Source organism: Amorphoplanes friuliensis DSM 7358, from assembly GCF_000494755.1.
Lineage (GTDB): Bacteria > Actinomycetota > Actinomycetes > Mycobacteriales > Micromonosporaceae > Actinoplanes > Actinoplanes friuliensis.
Window position 1 is genome coordinate 1,096,754 of the sequence record NC_022657.1, and the last position, 15,941, is coordinate 1,112,694.

General features: G+C 69.3%; 12 protein-coding genes. 7 read left to right on the forward strand and 5 right to left on the reverse strand.

Annotated features, from left to right (window positions below; translation table 11 throughout):
* The first annotated feature begins 1 nt into the window (after position 1).
* Both AFR_RS05100 and AFR_RS05105 read left to right on the forward strand, forming a co-directional pair.
* Entirely contained in the window at positions 2-1,033 is a 1,032-nt protein-coding gene (locus AFR_RS05100) for an ABC transporter ATP-binding protein (protein ID WP_023358800.1), read from the forward strand.
* Positions 1,030-2,046, forward strand: coding sequence for an ABC transporter ATP-binding protein (locus AFR_RS05105; RefSeq protein ID WP_023358802.1), 1,017 nt, complete (start codon positions 1,030-1,032; stop codon positions 2,044-2,046). The genes AFR_RS05100 and AFR_RS05105 overlap by 4 nt, the downstream gene beginning before the upstream one ends.
* A 568-nt stretch (positions 2,047-2,614) precedes the next feature.
* On the opposite strand, the gene AFR_RS05110 is transcribed toward AFR_RS05105, so the two are convergent.
* The 3 genes from AFR_RS05110 to AFR_RS05120 form a co-directional block, all read right to left on the reverse strand.
* Complete coding sequence (locus AFR_RS05110) at positions 2,615-3,007, reverse strand: VOC family protein (protein ID WP_041840613.1); 393 nt, start codon at positions 3,005-3,007, stop codon at positions 2,615-2,617.
* A gap of 934 nt (positions 3,008-3,941) precedes the next feature.
* Positions 3,942-4,232 carry a chorismate mutase gene (locus tag AFR_RS05115; RefSeq protein ID WP_023358806.1) on the reverse strand — a complete coding sequence of 97 codons (291 nt, stop codon included), beginning with the start codon at positions 4,230-4,232 and terminating at the stop codon, positions 3,942-3,944.
* Between the two features lie 228 nt (positions 4,233-4,460).
* On the reverse strand, positions 4,461-6,311 hold the full coding sequence (locus tag AFR_RS05120) for a bifunctional metallophosphatase/5'-nucleotidase (protein ID WP_023358808.1): 1,851 nt from the start codon (positions 6,309-6,311) through the stop codon (positions 4,461-4,463).
* 335 nt (positions 6,312-6,646) lie between these two features.
* Here AFR_RS05120 and pcrA point away from each other — a divergent pair, with 335 nt between their 5' ends.
* Complete coding sequence (gene pcrA, locus AFR_RS05125) at positions 6,647-9,043, forward strand: DNA helicase PcrA (RefSeq protein WP_052359327.1); 2,397 nt, start codon at positions 6,647-6,649, stop codon at positions 9,041-9,043.
* Between the two features lie 73 nt (positions 9,044-9,116).
* Here pcrA and AFR_RS05130 read toward each other — a convergent pair whose 3' ends face one another.
* Together AFR_RS05130 and AFR_RS05135 are read right to left on the reverse strand one after the other, a co-directional pair.
* On the reverse strand, positions 9,117-9,962 hold the full coding sequence (locus AFR_RS05130; RefSeq protein ID WP_023358812.1) for a M23 family metallopeptidase: 846 nt from the start codon (positions 9,960-9,962) through the stop codon (positions 9,117-9,119).
* Between the two features lie 117 nt (positions 9,963-10,079).
* Entirely contained in the window at positions 10,080-10,805 is a 726-nt protein-coding gene (locus tag AFR_RS05135) for a M23 family metallopeptidase (protein WP_041840615.1), read from the reverse strand.
* A gap of 434 nt (positions 10,806-11,239) precedes the next feature.
* Between AFR_RS05135 and icmB the strand changes: the two genes are divergently transcribed.
* From icmB to AFR_RS05155, 4 genes are all read left to right on the forward strand, one after another.
* Entirely contained in the window at positions 11,240-11,644 is a 405-nt protein-coding gene (icmB, locus tag AFR_RS05140; protein ID WP_023358815.1) for a coenzyme B12-dependent isobutyryl CoA mutase small subunit, read from the forward strand.
* Positions 11,645-12,060: 416 nt separating this feature from the next.
* Positions 12,061-13,239 carry an ADP-forming succinate--CoA ligase subunit beta gene (sucC, locus tag AFR_RS05145; RefSeq protein ID WP_023358817.1) on the forward strand — a complete coding sequence of 393 codons (1,179 nt, stop codon included), beginning with the start codon at positions 12,061-12,063 and terminating at the stop codon, positions 13,237-13,239.
* Positions 13,240-13,243: 4 nt separating this feature from the next.
* A complete protein-coding gene (gene sucD / locus AFR_RS05150; protein ID WP_023358819.1) occupies positions 13,244-14,125 on the forward strand; it encodes a succinate--CoA ligase subunit alpha in 882 nt (293 codons plus the stop codon).
* Positions 14,126-14,286: 161 nt separating this feature from the next.
* Positions 14,287-15,738 (forward strand): cell division protein PerM, encoded by a 1,452-nt coding sequence (locus AFR_RS05155; protein ID WP_023358821.1) that lies wholly within the window; start codon positions 14,287-14,289, stop codon positions 15,736-15,738.
* Positions 15,739-15,941: the final 203 nt, after the last annotated feature.

Consider the following 15,941-nt stretch of genomic DNA (forward strand, 5'->3'; position numbering starts at 1 on the left):
GATGACCGATATCAAGGCGGAGATCGACGTCCTACCCGGACTCGACCCGCGTGCCCCGCTCCTCGAGGTGACCGACCTCCACGTGGAGTTCCGCACCCAGTACGGCATCTCCCGGGCTGTCAACGGCGCGAACTTCCTGCTGTCACCCGGCGAGACCCTTGCCATCCTCGGCGAGTCCGGCTGCGGCAAGTCCGTGACCGCGCAGGCGATCATGGGCATCCTCGACAGCCCGCCCGGGTTCATCACCAAGGGCGAGGTCAAGTATCGCGGCCTCGACCTGCTGAAACTCCCGGAGAGCCAGCGCCGCAAGGTCCGCGCCAACCAGATCGCGATGATCTTCCAGGACGCCCTGTCGGCGCTGAACCCGGTCTTCACGGTCGGCTACCAGCTCGCCGAGCTGTTCCGGGTGCACCGCGGCATGTCCCGCGCGGACGCCAAGCGCCGCTCGATCGAGCTCCTCGACCAGGTCAAGATCCCGGCCGCGAAGGCCCGCATCGGCGACTACCCGCACCAGTTCTCCGGCGGCATGCGCCAGCGCGTCATGATCGCGATGGCGCTGGCCCTGGACCCCGAGGTGCTCATCGCCGACGAGCCCACCACGGCCCTCGACGTGACCGTCCAGGCGCAGATCATGGGCCTGCTCGCCGAACTCCAGCAGCAGCGCAACATGGGCCTCATCCTGATCACGCACGACATGGGCGTGGTCGCCGACGTCGCGGACCGCATCTCGGTCATGTACGCCGGCAAGGTCGTCGAGGAGGCGCCGGTCTACGACATCTACGCGCGACCGGCTCACCCGTACGCGAAGGCCCTGCTCGAGTCGATCCCCCGCCTCGACATGAAGGGCCAGGAACTCAACGTCATCAAGGGCCTCCCGCCCGCGCTGACCGCGATCCCGAAGGGCTGCGCCTTCAACCCGCGTTGTGCCTACGCCCAGGACGTGTGCCGGCAGGACCCGGCCCCGCCGCCGTACATCGTCGCGCCGGGCCGCACGGCCCGCTGCCACTTCTGGAGGGAGGTAGTCGGCGAATGAGCGACCGCGATGACGTCGTCCTCGAAACCAAGGGCCTCGTCAAACACTTCCCGATCACCCAGGGCATCGTCTTCAAGTCCAAGGTCGGCGCCGTCCGCGCCGTCGACGGCGTGGACCTCCAACTCCGCCGCGGCGAAACCCTCGGCGTCGTCGGTGAGTCCGGCTGCGGCAAGTCCACCCTGGCCAAGCTGCTCGTCGGCCTGGAAAAGCCCACCGAAGGCGCCATCAACGTCCGCGGCGAAGACATGGTCAAGCTCCGCGGCGGCAACCTCCGCCGGGCCCGCCGCAACATCCAGATGGTGCTCCAGGACCCGTACACGTCGCTGAACCCGCGCATGACGGTCGGCGACATCATCGGCGAGCCCTTCGAGATCCACCCCGAGGTCACCCCCCGCAAGGGCCGGGCCAGCGCGGTCCAGGACCTCCTCGACACGGTCGGCCTCAACCCCGACCACGTCAACCGCTACCCGCACCAGTTCTCCGGCGGTCAGCGCCAGCGCATCGGCATCGCCCGAGCCCTGGCCCTGAAGCCGGAAATCATCGTCTGCGACGAGCCGGTCTCAGCCCTCGACGTGTCCATCCAGGCCCAGGTCATCAACCTGCTGGAAGGCCTCCAGAAGGACTTCGGCCTGTCGTACATCTTCATCGCCCACGACCTGTCCGTCGTCCGCCACATCTCGAACCGCGTCGCGGTCATGTACCTCGGCAAAATCGTCGAGATCGGCAACGACCAGCAGATCTACGAACAGCCGACCCACCCGTACACCCAGGCCCTCCTGTCGGCCGTCCCGGTCCCCGACCCCCGCCTCCGCGGCCAACGGGACCAGATCGTCCTGGAAGGCGACGTCCCGTCGCCCGCCAACCCGCCGTCCGGCTGCCGCTTCCGCACCCGCTGCTGGAAAGCCCAGTCGGTCTGCGCCGAGCAGGAACCCCTGCTCCAGATCCGCGACCGCTCCCCCCACCCCAGCGCGTGCCACTTCGCCGAACCCCGAGACGTGGTTCACGCAGTCTGAGGTTGTTGTATTTCGAAGAAGGGGCCTGCCATCCGGTGGGCCCCTTCTTTTGCGTCTCCGAAGATCAAGAGCTTCTTTGCCACGGTGGGTGCATGGTGCTGGCCGTCGCTCCCGCGGACACCGGGCACGACCAGCCAGTCGCTGGCGCTCCTGAACGGCCGCCCGCACCCTGCCAGGTCCGTGCTCTTCCACCCCACCAGCCCAGCCGGCCTATCCAGCCCGACCTATCCGGCTCGGCCAGCCGGGGCGGCTCGGCTAGACCCGTTCGCCCAGCCCGCCTAACGCGGTCAGCGCGCCCAGCCCGGTCAGCGCGGCCCAGCGCGGCCCAGCGCGGCCCAGCGCGGCCCAGCGCGCCCAGCGCGGTCAGCGCGCCCAGCGCGGTCAGCGCGCCCAGCGCGGTCAGCCTGGCCAGCGAGCCCGGTGCCTAGCCCGCGTAGCCCGCCCGGTCAGCGAGCCCGGTGCCCAGTCTGGCCAGCCCGTCCGGCCCAACTACGCCCTGCCCGGCCAAGCCAGCTCGGACATGGCGGGCGGGCCGGCGGCTGGTTGCTGAGTGGCTGGGCGGATGTTGTCAGGCGGGGCCCAGGAGGTCCCACTTGTTGCCGGCTATGTCGGTGAAGACGACCACTTTGCCGTAGGGCTCGGAGCGGGGCTCCTCGTTGAAGTGCACGCCGGCGTCGGTCATGCGCTTGAACTGGGCGTCGAAGTCGTCGACGTTGAGGAAGAAGCCCACGCGGCCGCCGAGTTGGTTGCCTATGGCGGCGCGTTGGGTGTCGGAGTCAGCTTCGGCGAGGAGGAGGCCGGTCACGGCGCCCGGGGGACGGACCACGACCCAGCGTTTCGGACGGCCGTCGGTGGTCTTGGCAGGGGAGTCCTCGATCAGGTCGAAGCCGAGCGCACCGACGAAAAAGTCGATCGCCGAGTCATAGTTCTCGACCACCACGGTGGCCAGCCCAAGTCGCATTCCGTCAGCCTAGGCCCGGTGCCACCCCACCCGCCGTCCCGCTTGCCCAACATCAAGGAAGCCGGCCCTTCGCTCGCGCGGGAGGGCCCTACTTCGTTGAAGTTGGGCACTACGAACTTGGCACGGTTGGGGATTCGCTCATGGCGCGGCGCCGAGCAAATAGATGACCTGTCTGCGCGGGAAGCCCGCTGCAGCTCCGTCATGTGGCCGACATGGGCGTGGGCGTGGGCGTGGGCGTGGGCGTGGGCGTGGACCGGGAGCCGGGCGCGGGGTATGCCGCGTGCCCGTGTGCTCCGTGCTTGCGCGCGCAACTTCAACGAAGTTGGGCCTTTGCTCGTGTGGGAGGGCCCTACTTCGTTGAAGTTGGGGCACAACAAGCCTGGCAGGGCGGGGGATTCGCTCATGGCGCGGCGCCGAGCAAATGGATGACCTGTTCAAGCGGGAAAACCGGTGCAGATCCGTCCGCGTGCCTGCGTGCACAACTTCAAGGAAGTTGGGCCTTCGGCCGCGCGGGAAGGCCCAACGTCCTTGAAGTTGGGCGGGCACGGACCGGCGGGCTGGGGGAACTAGTTGATGAGCGTCAAGCGATGGGAATCCTCGTGGGAGCGGGTTCGATTCCGCGTCAGCGGGGCGCCTGCCCGGTGTCCGTCCGAGCCCGGCGCAACCCGCCCTCCTGCACAACTTCAAGGAAGTCGGGCCTTCGGTCGCACGGGAAGGCCCTACTTCGTTGAAGTTGGGGGAAGCACGGACCTGGCAGGGTGCGGGGATCCGTTCATGAGCGCCAAGCGAATGGATCCCCGGGCCCGTTGTCCGCGGGAGCGACGGTCAGCACCATGCACGGACCGTGGCAAGGAGGCCCCTTGACCTTGGTTTTCCTCGAAGGCCGTGGGAAACCACGCTCGAGGGAGCGACGGTCAGGGCCGGGAAGCCGGCTTCAGAGCGGTCCGCGGCCGGCGCGGAGCAGCAGCAACGCCACCTGCGTGCCGTCGGGGCCCAGGGCTTCGCGGAAGCGTTCGACGATTTCGCGTTCGCGGCTCAGGACGAGGCGGGTGCCGCCGGAGGCCATGCGGGTGCGGCCGACCTGCTGGCTGAGGCGGGAGCGTTCCAGCCACAGGTCGATGAGGGACTGGTCGATCTCGTCGATGCGTTCGCGGATCGCGGTGATCTCTTCGGCGGCCGGGGCGGCGTCGGTGCCGGTGGGCTGGGCTTTTACGTCTGCGCTCATGGTGTGCTCCTCGGGTGCTGACGCCTCGGTCGGGCCGGCCCGGGCAGCATCAAGCCCCGGGCTCGGGAGCCCGGGGCTTGATGTAGGTCTGTCGTTCAGACGCGTCCTACGGTCGCCGGACTTCCGGTTCCGTAGTAAAAAAATCGCGTCGGCTGGATCACGATGCGAGTATGCCCCCGGGCCGGGCGGCTTCGCAAGGAAACCGCCCGAACCGTGGGATTGTGCTGCTCAGCCTGCCTTGGTGATGCGGTTGGCCGGGCCCGGGGCGACCGGGGCGCCGGCGCCGAGGTAGCCGACCAGGGCGTCGACGTCGAAGCCCGGGGCGGTGGTGCGGCCGGTTCCAAGGGTCAGGTTGGTGAAGCCGTCGCCGCCGTTGGCCAGGAAGTCGTTCGTGGTGACCTGGTAGTTCGCGGCGGGGTCGATCGGGGTGCCGTTCAGGGCGAGAGCCGTGACCTTCGAGCCGGCGGGTGCGGTGCTGGTCCAGGAGTAGGTCAGGCCGGCGGAGACCTGCAGGATGCGCTGCGTGGTCTGGCCGCCGAAGCCGACGAACTGCTGCTCGAGCACGTTCTTGATCTGCGCGCCGGTGAAGGTCTGCGTGACGACCAGGTTGTTGAACGGCTGGACCGTGAACGCCTCGCCGTAGGTGACCTGGCCGTTGGTCTCGCCGCCGGAGGACTGCTCGGCGTCGAAGTCGGCGCGGATGCCACCGGGGTTCATGAACGCGATCTGGGCGTTGCTGCTCTGCGTCCAGGCCAGCTGCGCGTCGGCGATGACGTCACCGAGGGCGGACTCGCCGTTGGCGCCGGCCGTGCGGGTGATGTCGGCGGTGATGCTGCCGACGACCTTGTTGGCGATCGGGGCGACGGCGGTGCGGTACTTGTCCGCGACCTTCTTCGCCTTCGGGTCGACCGTGTCGGGGTTCTTCAGGAAGACACCCGCGGCGTCCTTGAGCCAGCCGCCCTTACCGTCGGAAACACCGTTCTCGACCACGACGTTCTTGGCCGTGACCTCGGCGAACCGGCCGGTGCGGCGGTCGATCGAGTAGTCGATGTCGGTGACGAGCTGGCCGTTGGTGCCGGCGCTGGTCACGACGGACGTGCCGTTCGAGTTGGGCAGCGTGCACGAGTAGAAGCGGTGCGTGTGACCCGAGACGACCAGGCTGAACTCCGGGTTCAGGCCCGCGACGATCGGCACGATCGGACCCGAGAACGCGTTGCAGTCCGAGACGCCGGGCACCGGAACCTGCTCGGAGACGTTCTGCTGGCCGCCCTGGTGCACGAGCAGCACCTGCGCCTTGACACCGAACAGCTTCAGCAGCCGGCCCCACTTGTTCGCCGTCTCGACCTCGTTGGCGAAGCGCACGTTCTGGATGCCGGCCGGGTTCACGATCCCGGCGGTTCCCTCCAGCGTCAGACCGACAAATCCCACCGGTACGCCGTTGACGAACTTGATGTCGATCGGCGGAAGGATCGGCAGGCCGGTCTTCTTGTTGATCGTGTTCGCCGCGAGGTACGTGAACTTCGCGCCCTTGAAGCCGTCGCCGTCCTGGCAGCCGTCCTTCGGGTGGCAGCCACCGCGCTGCATGCGGATCAGCTCGTCGACACCCTCGTCGAACTCGTGGTTACCGACCGAGCTGACCTGCAGCCCGACCTCGTTCATCAGCTCGATCGTCGGCTCGTCGTGGAACGCGGCACTGACCAGCGGCGTCGCGCCGATCAGGTCACCGGCGCCGACCGTGAGGGTCGAGCGGCCCTCCGCGGCAGCCTCGCTGCGCAGCTTCTTCAGGTAGGTCGCCAGATATTCGACACCACCGGCAGGCACGCCGTTGACGGCCGCGCCGCTCCCACCGGGCGGGTCGACAGCGCCGTGGAAGTCGTTGTAGCTGAGGAACTGGCCCTTGACCGTCTTGCCGGACAGTCCGTAGGAAACGCTCGCGGGCGCCATCCCGGGCAGGTGCTGCGCAACAGGTTTCGGAGCCTCGGAACGCGTCATCGGCAGGGTGGCGACAACGGCCAGAGCGAGGGCAGGCACTGCGAGATGACGCAGCACGGCCCAGCCGCGGCGGCGGGGGTGGTCCATAGTATTCGGTCTCCCGGTCGGGTTACGGATCAACCAACTGACCCAGCCTGGTGTATCGACGCTGGTCAGCGCTACCACTTCGACATGACAGCTTGGTTGCGGGAGCCTCACCCGCGGACGGCGACCGGATCGGTGCGTGAGCCGGACTCGAGGTCACTCGGCGTGGCTGTTGTGAAGATTGTGATCAGCGCGGCGATGGCCGGCGCGAGGTGGCGGTGTTGCATGAGTGTCCTACCCCCGGATCGGACGACTGCCTGAGAAAGATTGTCGGGGGTGCGGCATAGACTTGTCCGGCGATGCGAGCCCTTCCGGAAAATTCCCAGCCCCTGTTTGCGATGCCGCCTGTCCAGCAGGGGAAATCCCCTGGTCAGGAGGGTGCGCCGAAGCGTCCGGCGGCCCGTCGGCTTGATCCTGAGTCGTTGCTGGTCGGCCTCAACGGGCCGCAGCGTGACGCCGTCACCCATGCGGGGTCGCCGCTGCTGATCGTGGCGGGTGCCGGGTCGGGCAAGACGCGGGTGCTGACGCACCGGATCGCCTATCTGCTGGCCGAGCGGGATGTGCACCCCGGGCAGATCATCGCGATCACGTTCACCAACAAGGCCGCCGGTGAGATGAAGGAGCGGGTCGCCGCACTGGTCGGGCCGCGGGCCCGGCTGATGTGGGTGTCGACGTTCCACTCGGCGTGTGTGCGGATCCTGCGGGCGGAGCACGAGCACGCCGGGCTGAAGAGCACGTTCTCGATCTACGACGCCGATGATTCGCGGCGGCTCATGCAGCTGGTCGCGCGGGAGCTCGATCTCGACCCGAAGCGCTACACGGCCCGGGGTCTCGCCGCGCAGGTGTCGAACCTGAAGAACGAGCTGGTCGAGCCCGAGGAGTTCAAGGACAAGGCGAAGGGGCCGAACGAGCGGGCGGTCGCCGAGGCGTACGAGCTCTATCAGCGCCGCCTCAAGGAGGCGCACGCGCTCGACTTCGACGACATCATCATGACGACGGTGCACCTGCTGCAGTCGCACCCGCACGTCGCGGAGACCTACCGCCGCCGGTTCCGGCACGTGATGGTCGACGAATACCAGGACACCAACCACGCGCAGTACATGCTGGTCAAGGAGCTCGTGGGCAAGCCCGGGGGCGACCTGGAGCCCGGTGAGCTCTGCGTGGTCGGTGACGCCGACCAGTCGATCTACGCGTTCCGGGGCGCGACGATCCGCAACATCCTGGAGTTCGAGCGCGACTATCCCGACGCGCGCACGATCCTGCTGGAGCAGAACTACCGCTCCACCCAGACGATCCTGTCGGCGGCCAACGCCGTGATCGACCGAAACACGTCGCGCAAGCCGAAGCGGCTCTGGAGTGACCAGGGCGCCGGCGAGCAGATCGTCGGGTACGTCGCCGACACCGAGCACGCCGAGGCCGACTGGGTTGCCCGGGAGATCGACCGGCTCTGCGACAACCACGAGGTACGCCCCGGCGACGTCGCGGTCTTCTACCGCACCAACGCCCAGTCGCGAGTGTTCGAAGAGGTGTTCATCCGCGTCGGCCTGCCCTACAAGGTGGTCGGCGGGGTGCGCTTCTACGAGCGCAAGGAGGTCCGCGACGCCCTGGGCTACCTGCGTGCGGTGGTCAACGACGACGACACTGTGAGCATCCGCCGTGTCCTCAACACCCCGCGCCGGGGCATCGGTGACCGGGCCGAGGCCTGCGTCGAGGCACTGTCCACCCGCGACCGCATCTCGTTCGGGCAGGCGCTGCGCGGTGCCAAGAACGCCCCGGGCATCTCGACCCGCGCGGCCAACAGCATCGGCGACTTCGTGCAACTGCTCGACGACCTGCGCGAACAGTCCCGGACGGCGCCACCCGAGGAGATCCTCGAGGCCGTGCTGCAGCGTTCCGGCATGCTGTCCGAGTTGGAGGAGAGCCTCGACCCGCAGGACCAGGGCCGGGTCGAAAACCTCCAGGAGCTCGTCAGCGTCGCCCGCGAATACACCGAACGCGTCGAGGCGCAGGCCGCCGAGGACGACGACGCGCCGGCCGCCACCCTCGCCGGTTTCCTGGAGCAGGTGGCCCTGGTCGCCGACGCCGACCAGATCCCCAGCGACGACCCCGACCACCAGGGTGTTGTCACCCTGATGACGTTGCACACGGCCAAGGGCCTCGAGTTCCCCGTGGTGTTCCTGACCGGGCTCGAGGACGGTGTCTTCCCGCACACCCGCGCGCTCGGTGACAACACGGAGCTCGAGGAGGAGCGCCGCCTGGCCTACGTCGGCATCACGCGTGCCCGGCAGCGGCTCTACCTGTCGCGGGCGGTCACCCGCTCGGCGTGGGGGCAGCCGCAGTACAACCCGCCGTCGCGGTTCACCGACGAGTTGCCGCCCGAGCTGGTGCGCTGGGAGCGCACCGCGGGGTCCTACACGTCGTGGTCCGGCACGGGCGGAGGCGTCGGTGGTCGCGGTGGGGGAGACCGCGGGCGCGGTGGTGGCTTCGCCGGGGGTACCCCCAAAGCCCAGCAACTCGCGTCCCGTCTCGGCGTCGACGCCAGCAGACTCACCACGGCCAGCGAGCTGAAGCAGCCACCCAAGGTCGCACCGGGCGACCGCGTCAACCACCAGCGCTACGGCCTCGGCCGCGTGGTGGTCGTCGACGGCCACGGCCCCGGCGCCCGCGCCCAGATCGACTTCGGCGACCAGGTCATGTGGCTGGTCCTCCGCCACGCCCCGATCGAAAAGATCTGACGACCGGTGAGTCGACCCGCCGGCTGACCGGTTGGCCTGGCGGGGATCCGAATCGGGACAGCCGCGGGCGGGTCTAGCTGGTGGGGGTCGGGCAGCCGGGGATGTCCACGCCGTGGTCGTGCATCCAGCGGGTGGGTTCGATCGGGTTCTGGTAGGTGCCTTCGTGGACCTCGAAGTGCAGGTGCGGGCCGGTCGAGTGGCCTGTTGAGCCCTCGTTGCCGATCTGGTCGCCGGCCTTGACCTTCTGGCCCAGCACCACCGTGATGGCTGACATGTGCCCGTAGTGGGTGAGGTAGCCGTTGCCGTGGTCGATCAAAACGGCGTTGCCGTAGCCCTCGGCGGGGCCGGCCGCGACAACCGTGCCGGCGCCGGCGGCGCGGATGCGGGTGCCGTCGGCGGCGGCCAGGTCGACGCCTGCGTGGAGGCGGCCCCAGCGCTGGCCGAAGCAGGAGGTCACCGCAGCTTCGGGGAGTGGGTTGACCCACAGCGGCAGCGGCTTGGCCTTGCGGCCCTGGGCGACGAACGGCACGCCCGTGTCCAGATTCAGCCCGTCGACCGAGGCGACGGCGGCATCAACAGCCGCAGAAGGCGTCACCGACGGCGTGGGTACGGCTGTGGGCGACGGAGAGGCGATCAACGGCACCTGGGCGGCGGCGGTCTGGGTGCGTGCCTGTGCGGCCGCAGGGGACGACGAGGCGCCGTCTGTTGCGGCTGCGACGCTCGCCACGCCGACACCGGCCACGAGGGCGGCGGCTACGGCGTACCGGCCTTTTTCGGTGATGGGGGTGGTCGGGGCCCGGTGGCTGTGCAGCGGGGTCGTTCGACGGTGGCGGCCGCGGACGTTCCGGTTGGCTCGATGCTGCACGGCGGGGTGATCCTCCAGGGTCTCGGTGTCCGACACCAGCCTGGTCGGCACCACCCTGCGGATCTTGAGAGGACTGGGCCCGGTGCAACCGCCCCGGTGGCAGGACGGTTGCAGGACAGCAAAAACGCGGCCGGACCGTGAAGGTCCAGCCGCGCGAGGGTGTTGCTGGGATCAGGAGGCGATGCCGTACACCGACTCGATCCGGAGCTTGATGTCGACGCCGTGCTCGCGGAGGAAGACGATCGGGTCGGTCGGGTTGCCGCCGACGTGGACCTCGAGGTGCAGGTGGGTGCCGTAGGAGTAACCGGTGTTGCCGACCTCGCCCATGACCTGTCCGGCCTTGACCACGTCGCCCGTCTTGACCAGCAGGCGCCGCGAGTGGGCGTAGATCATTTCCGTGCCGTCGGAGTGCTCGACGGTGACGGCGTAGCCGTAGCCGCCCATGTAACCGGCGGACTTCACCTTGCCGGCGTGAACCGCCTTGTACGGGGTGCCCTCGGGCGCCGCTAGGTCGATGCCGGCGTGCAGCTTGCCGAAGCGGACGCCGTAGGCGGAGGTGAACTCGTAGTCGTCGAGGGGGAGCAGCCAGGCTTCGGCTTCCGCGTCCTCGTCGGAGATCTTGGTGTTGGCCGCGCGCTCCTCGCCCCGCGATGCGCGGTCGCCGTCGGCGGAACGTTCGGCGAGGGCGTCACCACCGTCGGCGGCGACGTTGAGGTTCTGCAGGACGGTGGGGTTGACGGCCTTGGCGTCCGGGAGCTCGGAGGCGGCTCCCAGGGCGACCACACCGGCGCCGACAAAAGCAGAGGTGACAACAACTGCATAGCGGCTGCGCGGAGGGGTGGGCACGCGGCGACGGCCGCGATAGCGGTCGGGCTCAGACGACAAGCGCTGACGCACGAACAGTCCTCCGTCGGTGGCAAAGAGCGGCAGCCGACCAGCAGAACAGATGCTGAACGGTGGTTTGCCGAGCGGTCGGTCCGGGGTTAACCGGTTGACAGCCGTGGGCCACGGTAACGAAACGCAACGCCGGTCACAAGTCGCAGCGCCAATTCCCTGACAGTTCTCTGTCGGCATTCGGGGGCGATTGTCCGAGTTGCTGGCATTTCAGAGTACCAGCAGCGTTGGCTCTCCGTAACTGCGTTACTAACGCAAAGTCATGTGACGTGGAATACGTTAAACGGTGCTTGCGTAATAAGCCGAGGTGGTCTTGGTCTGCGCAGTAGTACGGAGCGGTGGCTTCCACGGTTCAACGGTGAGGGGTTACCGTTCGTTCAGGTGGCAGTCACAGGGTCGGCCGGCAGTGTTGCCGGTGAGCGCCGAAGGGGTCGTAGATGCAAGCACGGATCAGGGTCGTGGTGGCGAAGCCGGGGCTGGACGGGCACGACCGCGGCGCAAAGGTCGTGGCCCGGGCGCTGCGGGACGCCGGCATGGAAGTCGTCTACACGGGGCTGCATCAGACGCCGGAGCAGATCGTCGAGACGGCCATCCAGGAGGACGCGGACGCCATCGGGCTGTCGGTGCTCTCGGGGGCCCACATGACGCTGTTCCGCCGCGTGGTGGAACTGCTCGCGGAACGTGACGCAGCTGACATCGTGGTATTCGGCGGCGGCATTATTCCGGCCGACGACATTACCGAACTGGAGAAGCTCGGTGTCGCGCATATCTTCACGCCGGGCGCGACGACCGCATCCATCATCGAATGGGTACGCGCCAATGTGGCCACGCCAGTAGCGTGACCAATTAGCTGCAAAGAGTTAAGGGGAGAGGCCGGACGCACCCCTCACACGTCCGGCCTCTCATGCACGATGCCCCGCCGCCACCCCTCGACCGACAGGGCATCGGCCGTATTTGTCATCGCTCAGCGCTCTGACAACACACTCAACGACGCCTCCAGAGCAGGGTTACGCGACCAGGGGCGTCTTTTTCCAGCGAAGGCCCGAGCGGCTGCGGGCAGGGTGCCGGACGACGGACCTGTGCCGTCTTGCACACAGCGCACCCGCAGCGGCGCAGCCGGTGGTGTTGTGGCTAGGCTGCGAATTGAGGCCCTCTGGGCCGACATTTCTCTCACGCCGGCGGCGACGCGCCGCGGACATCAGGTCGGGACGCAGGTACGCGGCTTGCCGGGGCAAGCGTCGCGAGCGAAAGGAGACACGTGGACCTGTTCGAGTATCAGGGGCGCGACCTGTTCGAACGGCACGGGCTGCCCGTGCTGGGCGGCGGGGTCGCCGAGACCCCGCAGGAGGCCCGCGCGATCGCCGAGCGCCTCGGCGGCCGGGTCGTCGTCAAGGCCCAGGTGAAGGTCGGCGGCCGCGGCAAGGCCGGCGGCGTCAAGCTCGCGGCGGACGCCGACGAGGCCGAGGCCCGCGCGACCGACATCCTCGGCATGGACATCAAGGACCACACGGTTCACAAGGTGATGCTGGCCGAGACCGCCGACATCAAGGAGGAGTACTACTTCTCCTACCTGCTCGACCGGGCCAACCGCACCTTCCTCTGCATCGCCAGCGTCGCCGGCGGCATGGAGATCGAGACGGTCGCCGAGGAGGACCCCGAGCGGGTCGCCAAGATCGCCATCGACGCCAACAAGGGTGTGGACGAGGTCACGGCGCGCGAGATCGTCACTGCCGCCAAGTTCCCGGCCGACGTGGCCGACCAGATCGTCGACATCGCGGTGAAGCTCTGGCAGGCCTTCGTGGCCGAGGACGCCACCCTGGTCGAGGTCAACCCGCTGGCCAAGGTCGGCGACGGCCGTGTGCTGCTGCTGGACGCCAAGATCACCCTGGACGAGAACGCCGGCTTCCGGCACCCCGACCACGAGGCGCTGGTCGACCAGTCCGCGGTCGACCCGCTGGAGCAGGCGGCCAAGGCCAAGAACCTCAACTACGTCAAGCTCGACGGTGAGGTCGGCATCATCGGCAACGGCGCGGGCCTGGTCATGTCGACGCTCGACGTGGTCGCGTACGCGGGTGAAGGTCATGGTGGGGTCAAGCCCGCCAACTTCCTCGACATCGGCGGCGGTGCCAGCGCGCAGGTCATGGCCAACGGCCTCGAGATCGTGCTCGGCGACCCGGCGGTCAAGTCGGTCTTCGTCAACGTCTTCGGTGGCATCACCGCGTGCGACGAGGTCGCCAACGGCATCATCCAGGCGCTCGCCCTGCTCGGTGAGCGTGGCGAAGCCGTCACCAAGCCGCTCGTGGTCCGCCTCGACGGCAACAACGCCGAGGCCGGCCGGGCGATCCTGGACGCGGCGAACAACCCGCTGGTGCAGCGGGTGGACACGATGGACGGTGCGGCCGAGCGCGCCGCCGAGCTCGCAGCTGCGGGGAAGTGACGACATGGCTATCTGGCTCACCAAGGACTCCAAGGTCATCGTCCAGGGCATGACCGGCGCGGAGGGCTCCAAGCACACCCGCCGGATGCTCGCCGCCGGCACGAACGTCGTCGGCGGTGTCAACCCGCGCAAGGCCGGCACCAGCGTCGACTTCGACGGCACCTCGCTGCCGGTGTTCGCGTCCGTCGCCGAGGCGATCAAGGAGACCGGCGCCGACGTGTCGGTCATCTTCGTGCCGCCCGCGTTCACCAAGGCCGCGGTGCTCGAGGCGATCGACGCCGAGATCCCGCTCGCCGTCGTGATCACCGAGGGCGTGCCGGTGCAGGACTCGGCCGCGTTCTGGGCGTACAACGTCGCGCAGGGTCAGAAGACCCGCATCATCGGCCCGAACTGCCCCGGCATCGCCTCGCCGGGCGCCTCGAACGCCGGCATCATCCCGGCCGACATCACCCCGGGCGGCCGCATCGGCCTGGTCAGCAAGAGCGGCACGCTGACCTACCAGCTCATGTACGAGCTGCGCGACTTCGGCTTCTCCACCGCCGTCGGCATCGGCGGAGACCCGATCATCGGCACCACCCACATCGACGCGCTCAAGGCGTTCCAGGACGACCCGGACACCGACGCGATCGTGATGATCGGCGAGATCGGCGGCGACGCCGAGGAGCGTGCGGCCGAGTTCATCAAGGCCAACGTGACCAAGCCGGTCGTCGGCTACATCGCCGGCTTCACCGCCCCGGTCGGCAAGACCATGGGCCACGCCGGCGCGATCATCTCCGGTTCCGCCGGCACCGCCGACGCCAAGAAGGAGGCCCTCGAGGCCGCCGGCGTCAAGGTCGGCAAGACCCCGAGCGAGACCGCGCGGCTCATGCGCGAGGTCATGAGCTGATCTTGGTACGCGTGCAGACGCGCCGTCGCGCGGATCTTCCCGATCCGGGCGGCGGCGCGCCGCCGTTACGGGCGTTTTTCCCCTCGCCTGAGGAATCGTTCGGCGGCGAGTCGTCGTTTCTGCGTCGCCGCAGGCCGTCCGGCGTGGAAAAGTAGGCCGCGATGCCGACCACCCCCGACCGTCCCGACGGTCGACCCGCCGGCTCGGAGGACCAGTTCGAGGCCGCCGAGGCCGTTCACCTTGCCGCCCGCGAGACGGTGCCGGTCACGGTGCGCCGCTCGACGCCCGGCGACCACTCCACGGTCAAGATCAACCCCGCCGACCGGTCCACGGTACGCATCGACCCGCGTAACCACCCCACGGTCAAGCTGCCCGGCCAGCGACGCCCCGTCGACAGCCGTGGACGGGCCCCGCTTCCGGTCGCCGCGGCGTTCGCCACCTTCTGGGCGGCGTTCGTCGCGTACGTGCCGGTGGCCGCGGTCGTCGGCCTGGCCCGCACGCTCGAGGGCCAGGGCGGCCTCGGCGGTGCCGCACACGCGGGCCTGGCGGGCTGGCTGCTCGGCCACGGTGTGCCCATCGGCACCTCCATCGGCCCCGTAGGTGTCGCGCCCCTGCTCCTCACCCTCCTGGCCGGCTGGCGCCTCAACCGCGCCGGCCTCCACGTCACCCGGGCCATCGGCGCCCGCCGCAGCGGCTCACCCCGGGTGGCGCTGCTGGTGGCGGGGACGATCGGGGTCGCGTACGCGATCCTGGGTCTGCTGGCGGCCCTCGTCGTCGACGGCCGGGGCACGGACGTCTCCCCGACCCGGGCGGCCCTGAACTTTTTCCTCGCCGGCCTCGCCTTTTCCCTGATCGGCTCCCTGCGCGGCACCGAGGCGCTGGTCGTCGTCGCCCGCCGCATCTCACCGACGCTGCGCCACGGCCTGCGCGCAGGCGTGATGTCGGCCCTGCTCATCCTGGCCGCCGGCGCGGCCATCGCCGGCCTGTCGGTCGCGGTCGGCGGCGGGCAGGCCGCGGACATGATCTCCGCCTACCGGACGGGTGTCGCCGGTCAGGCCGGCATCACCCTGGTCAGCCTCGCCTACGGCGCCAACGGCGTCATCTGGGCGGCGGCCTACCTGCTCGGACCGGGCTTCCTGCTCGGCACCGACTCCGTGGTACGCCTCACCGAAGTGACGGTCGGCCCACTGCTGCCCACCCTGCCGCTGCTGGCCGGCCTCCCCAACGGCCCGATCGGCGCGAGCGGTGCCGCCCTCCTGGCCGTACCGGTGCTGGCCGCGATGGCCTCGGGCTGGCTCCTGACCCGCCGCCTGGTCAGCATCCACCACGTCGTCGACGGCCACCTCGTCCACGGCCGCAACCCCGGCGACCCGGCCCCGGCCGAACCGAGCTGGTCCCTGGTCCTGGGCGCGGCGGTCCTGTCGGGACCGGTCGCAGGCCTGCTGCTCGGCCTGCTGTCATGGATGTCGGGCGGCTCGATGGGCAACGGCCGCCTCGCCGAGATCGGCCCGGTGCCGTGGCAGGTCACCCTGGTCGCCACCATCGTGGTCGCGGTCTCGGCCAGCATCGGCGCGGCTGCGGGCCGCGCCTTCCGCGCCCCCGCCCGCGGCTGAACCACGGCAGTCCCGCCGCCCGCGCAGATCTCTGCGCCTTGGCCTTGCACCTTCGCACCCGCGGATTCGCCCCGGCCGCTCCGGAAGTGGTTCGGGTAAGGAAGGCGGCTGGAATGAGGGCTGCCGGTGAACGGCCGCTAGCGTCCGGGCCGGAATCGCGGGTGACGTGCTGGATCCCGTGCGCAGCGCGGTTCGACCTGCAA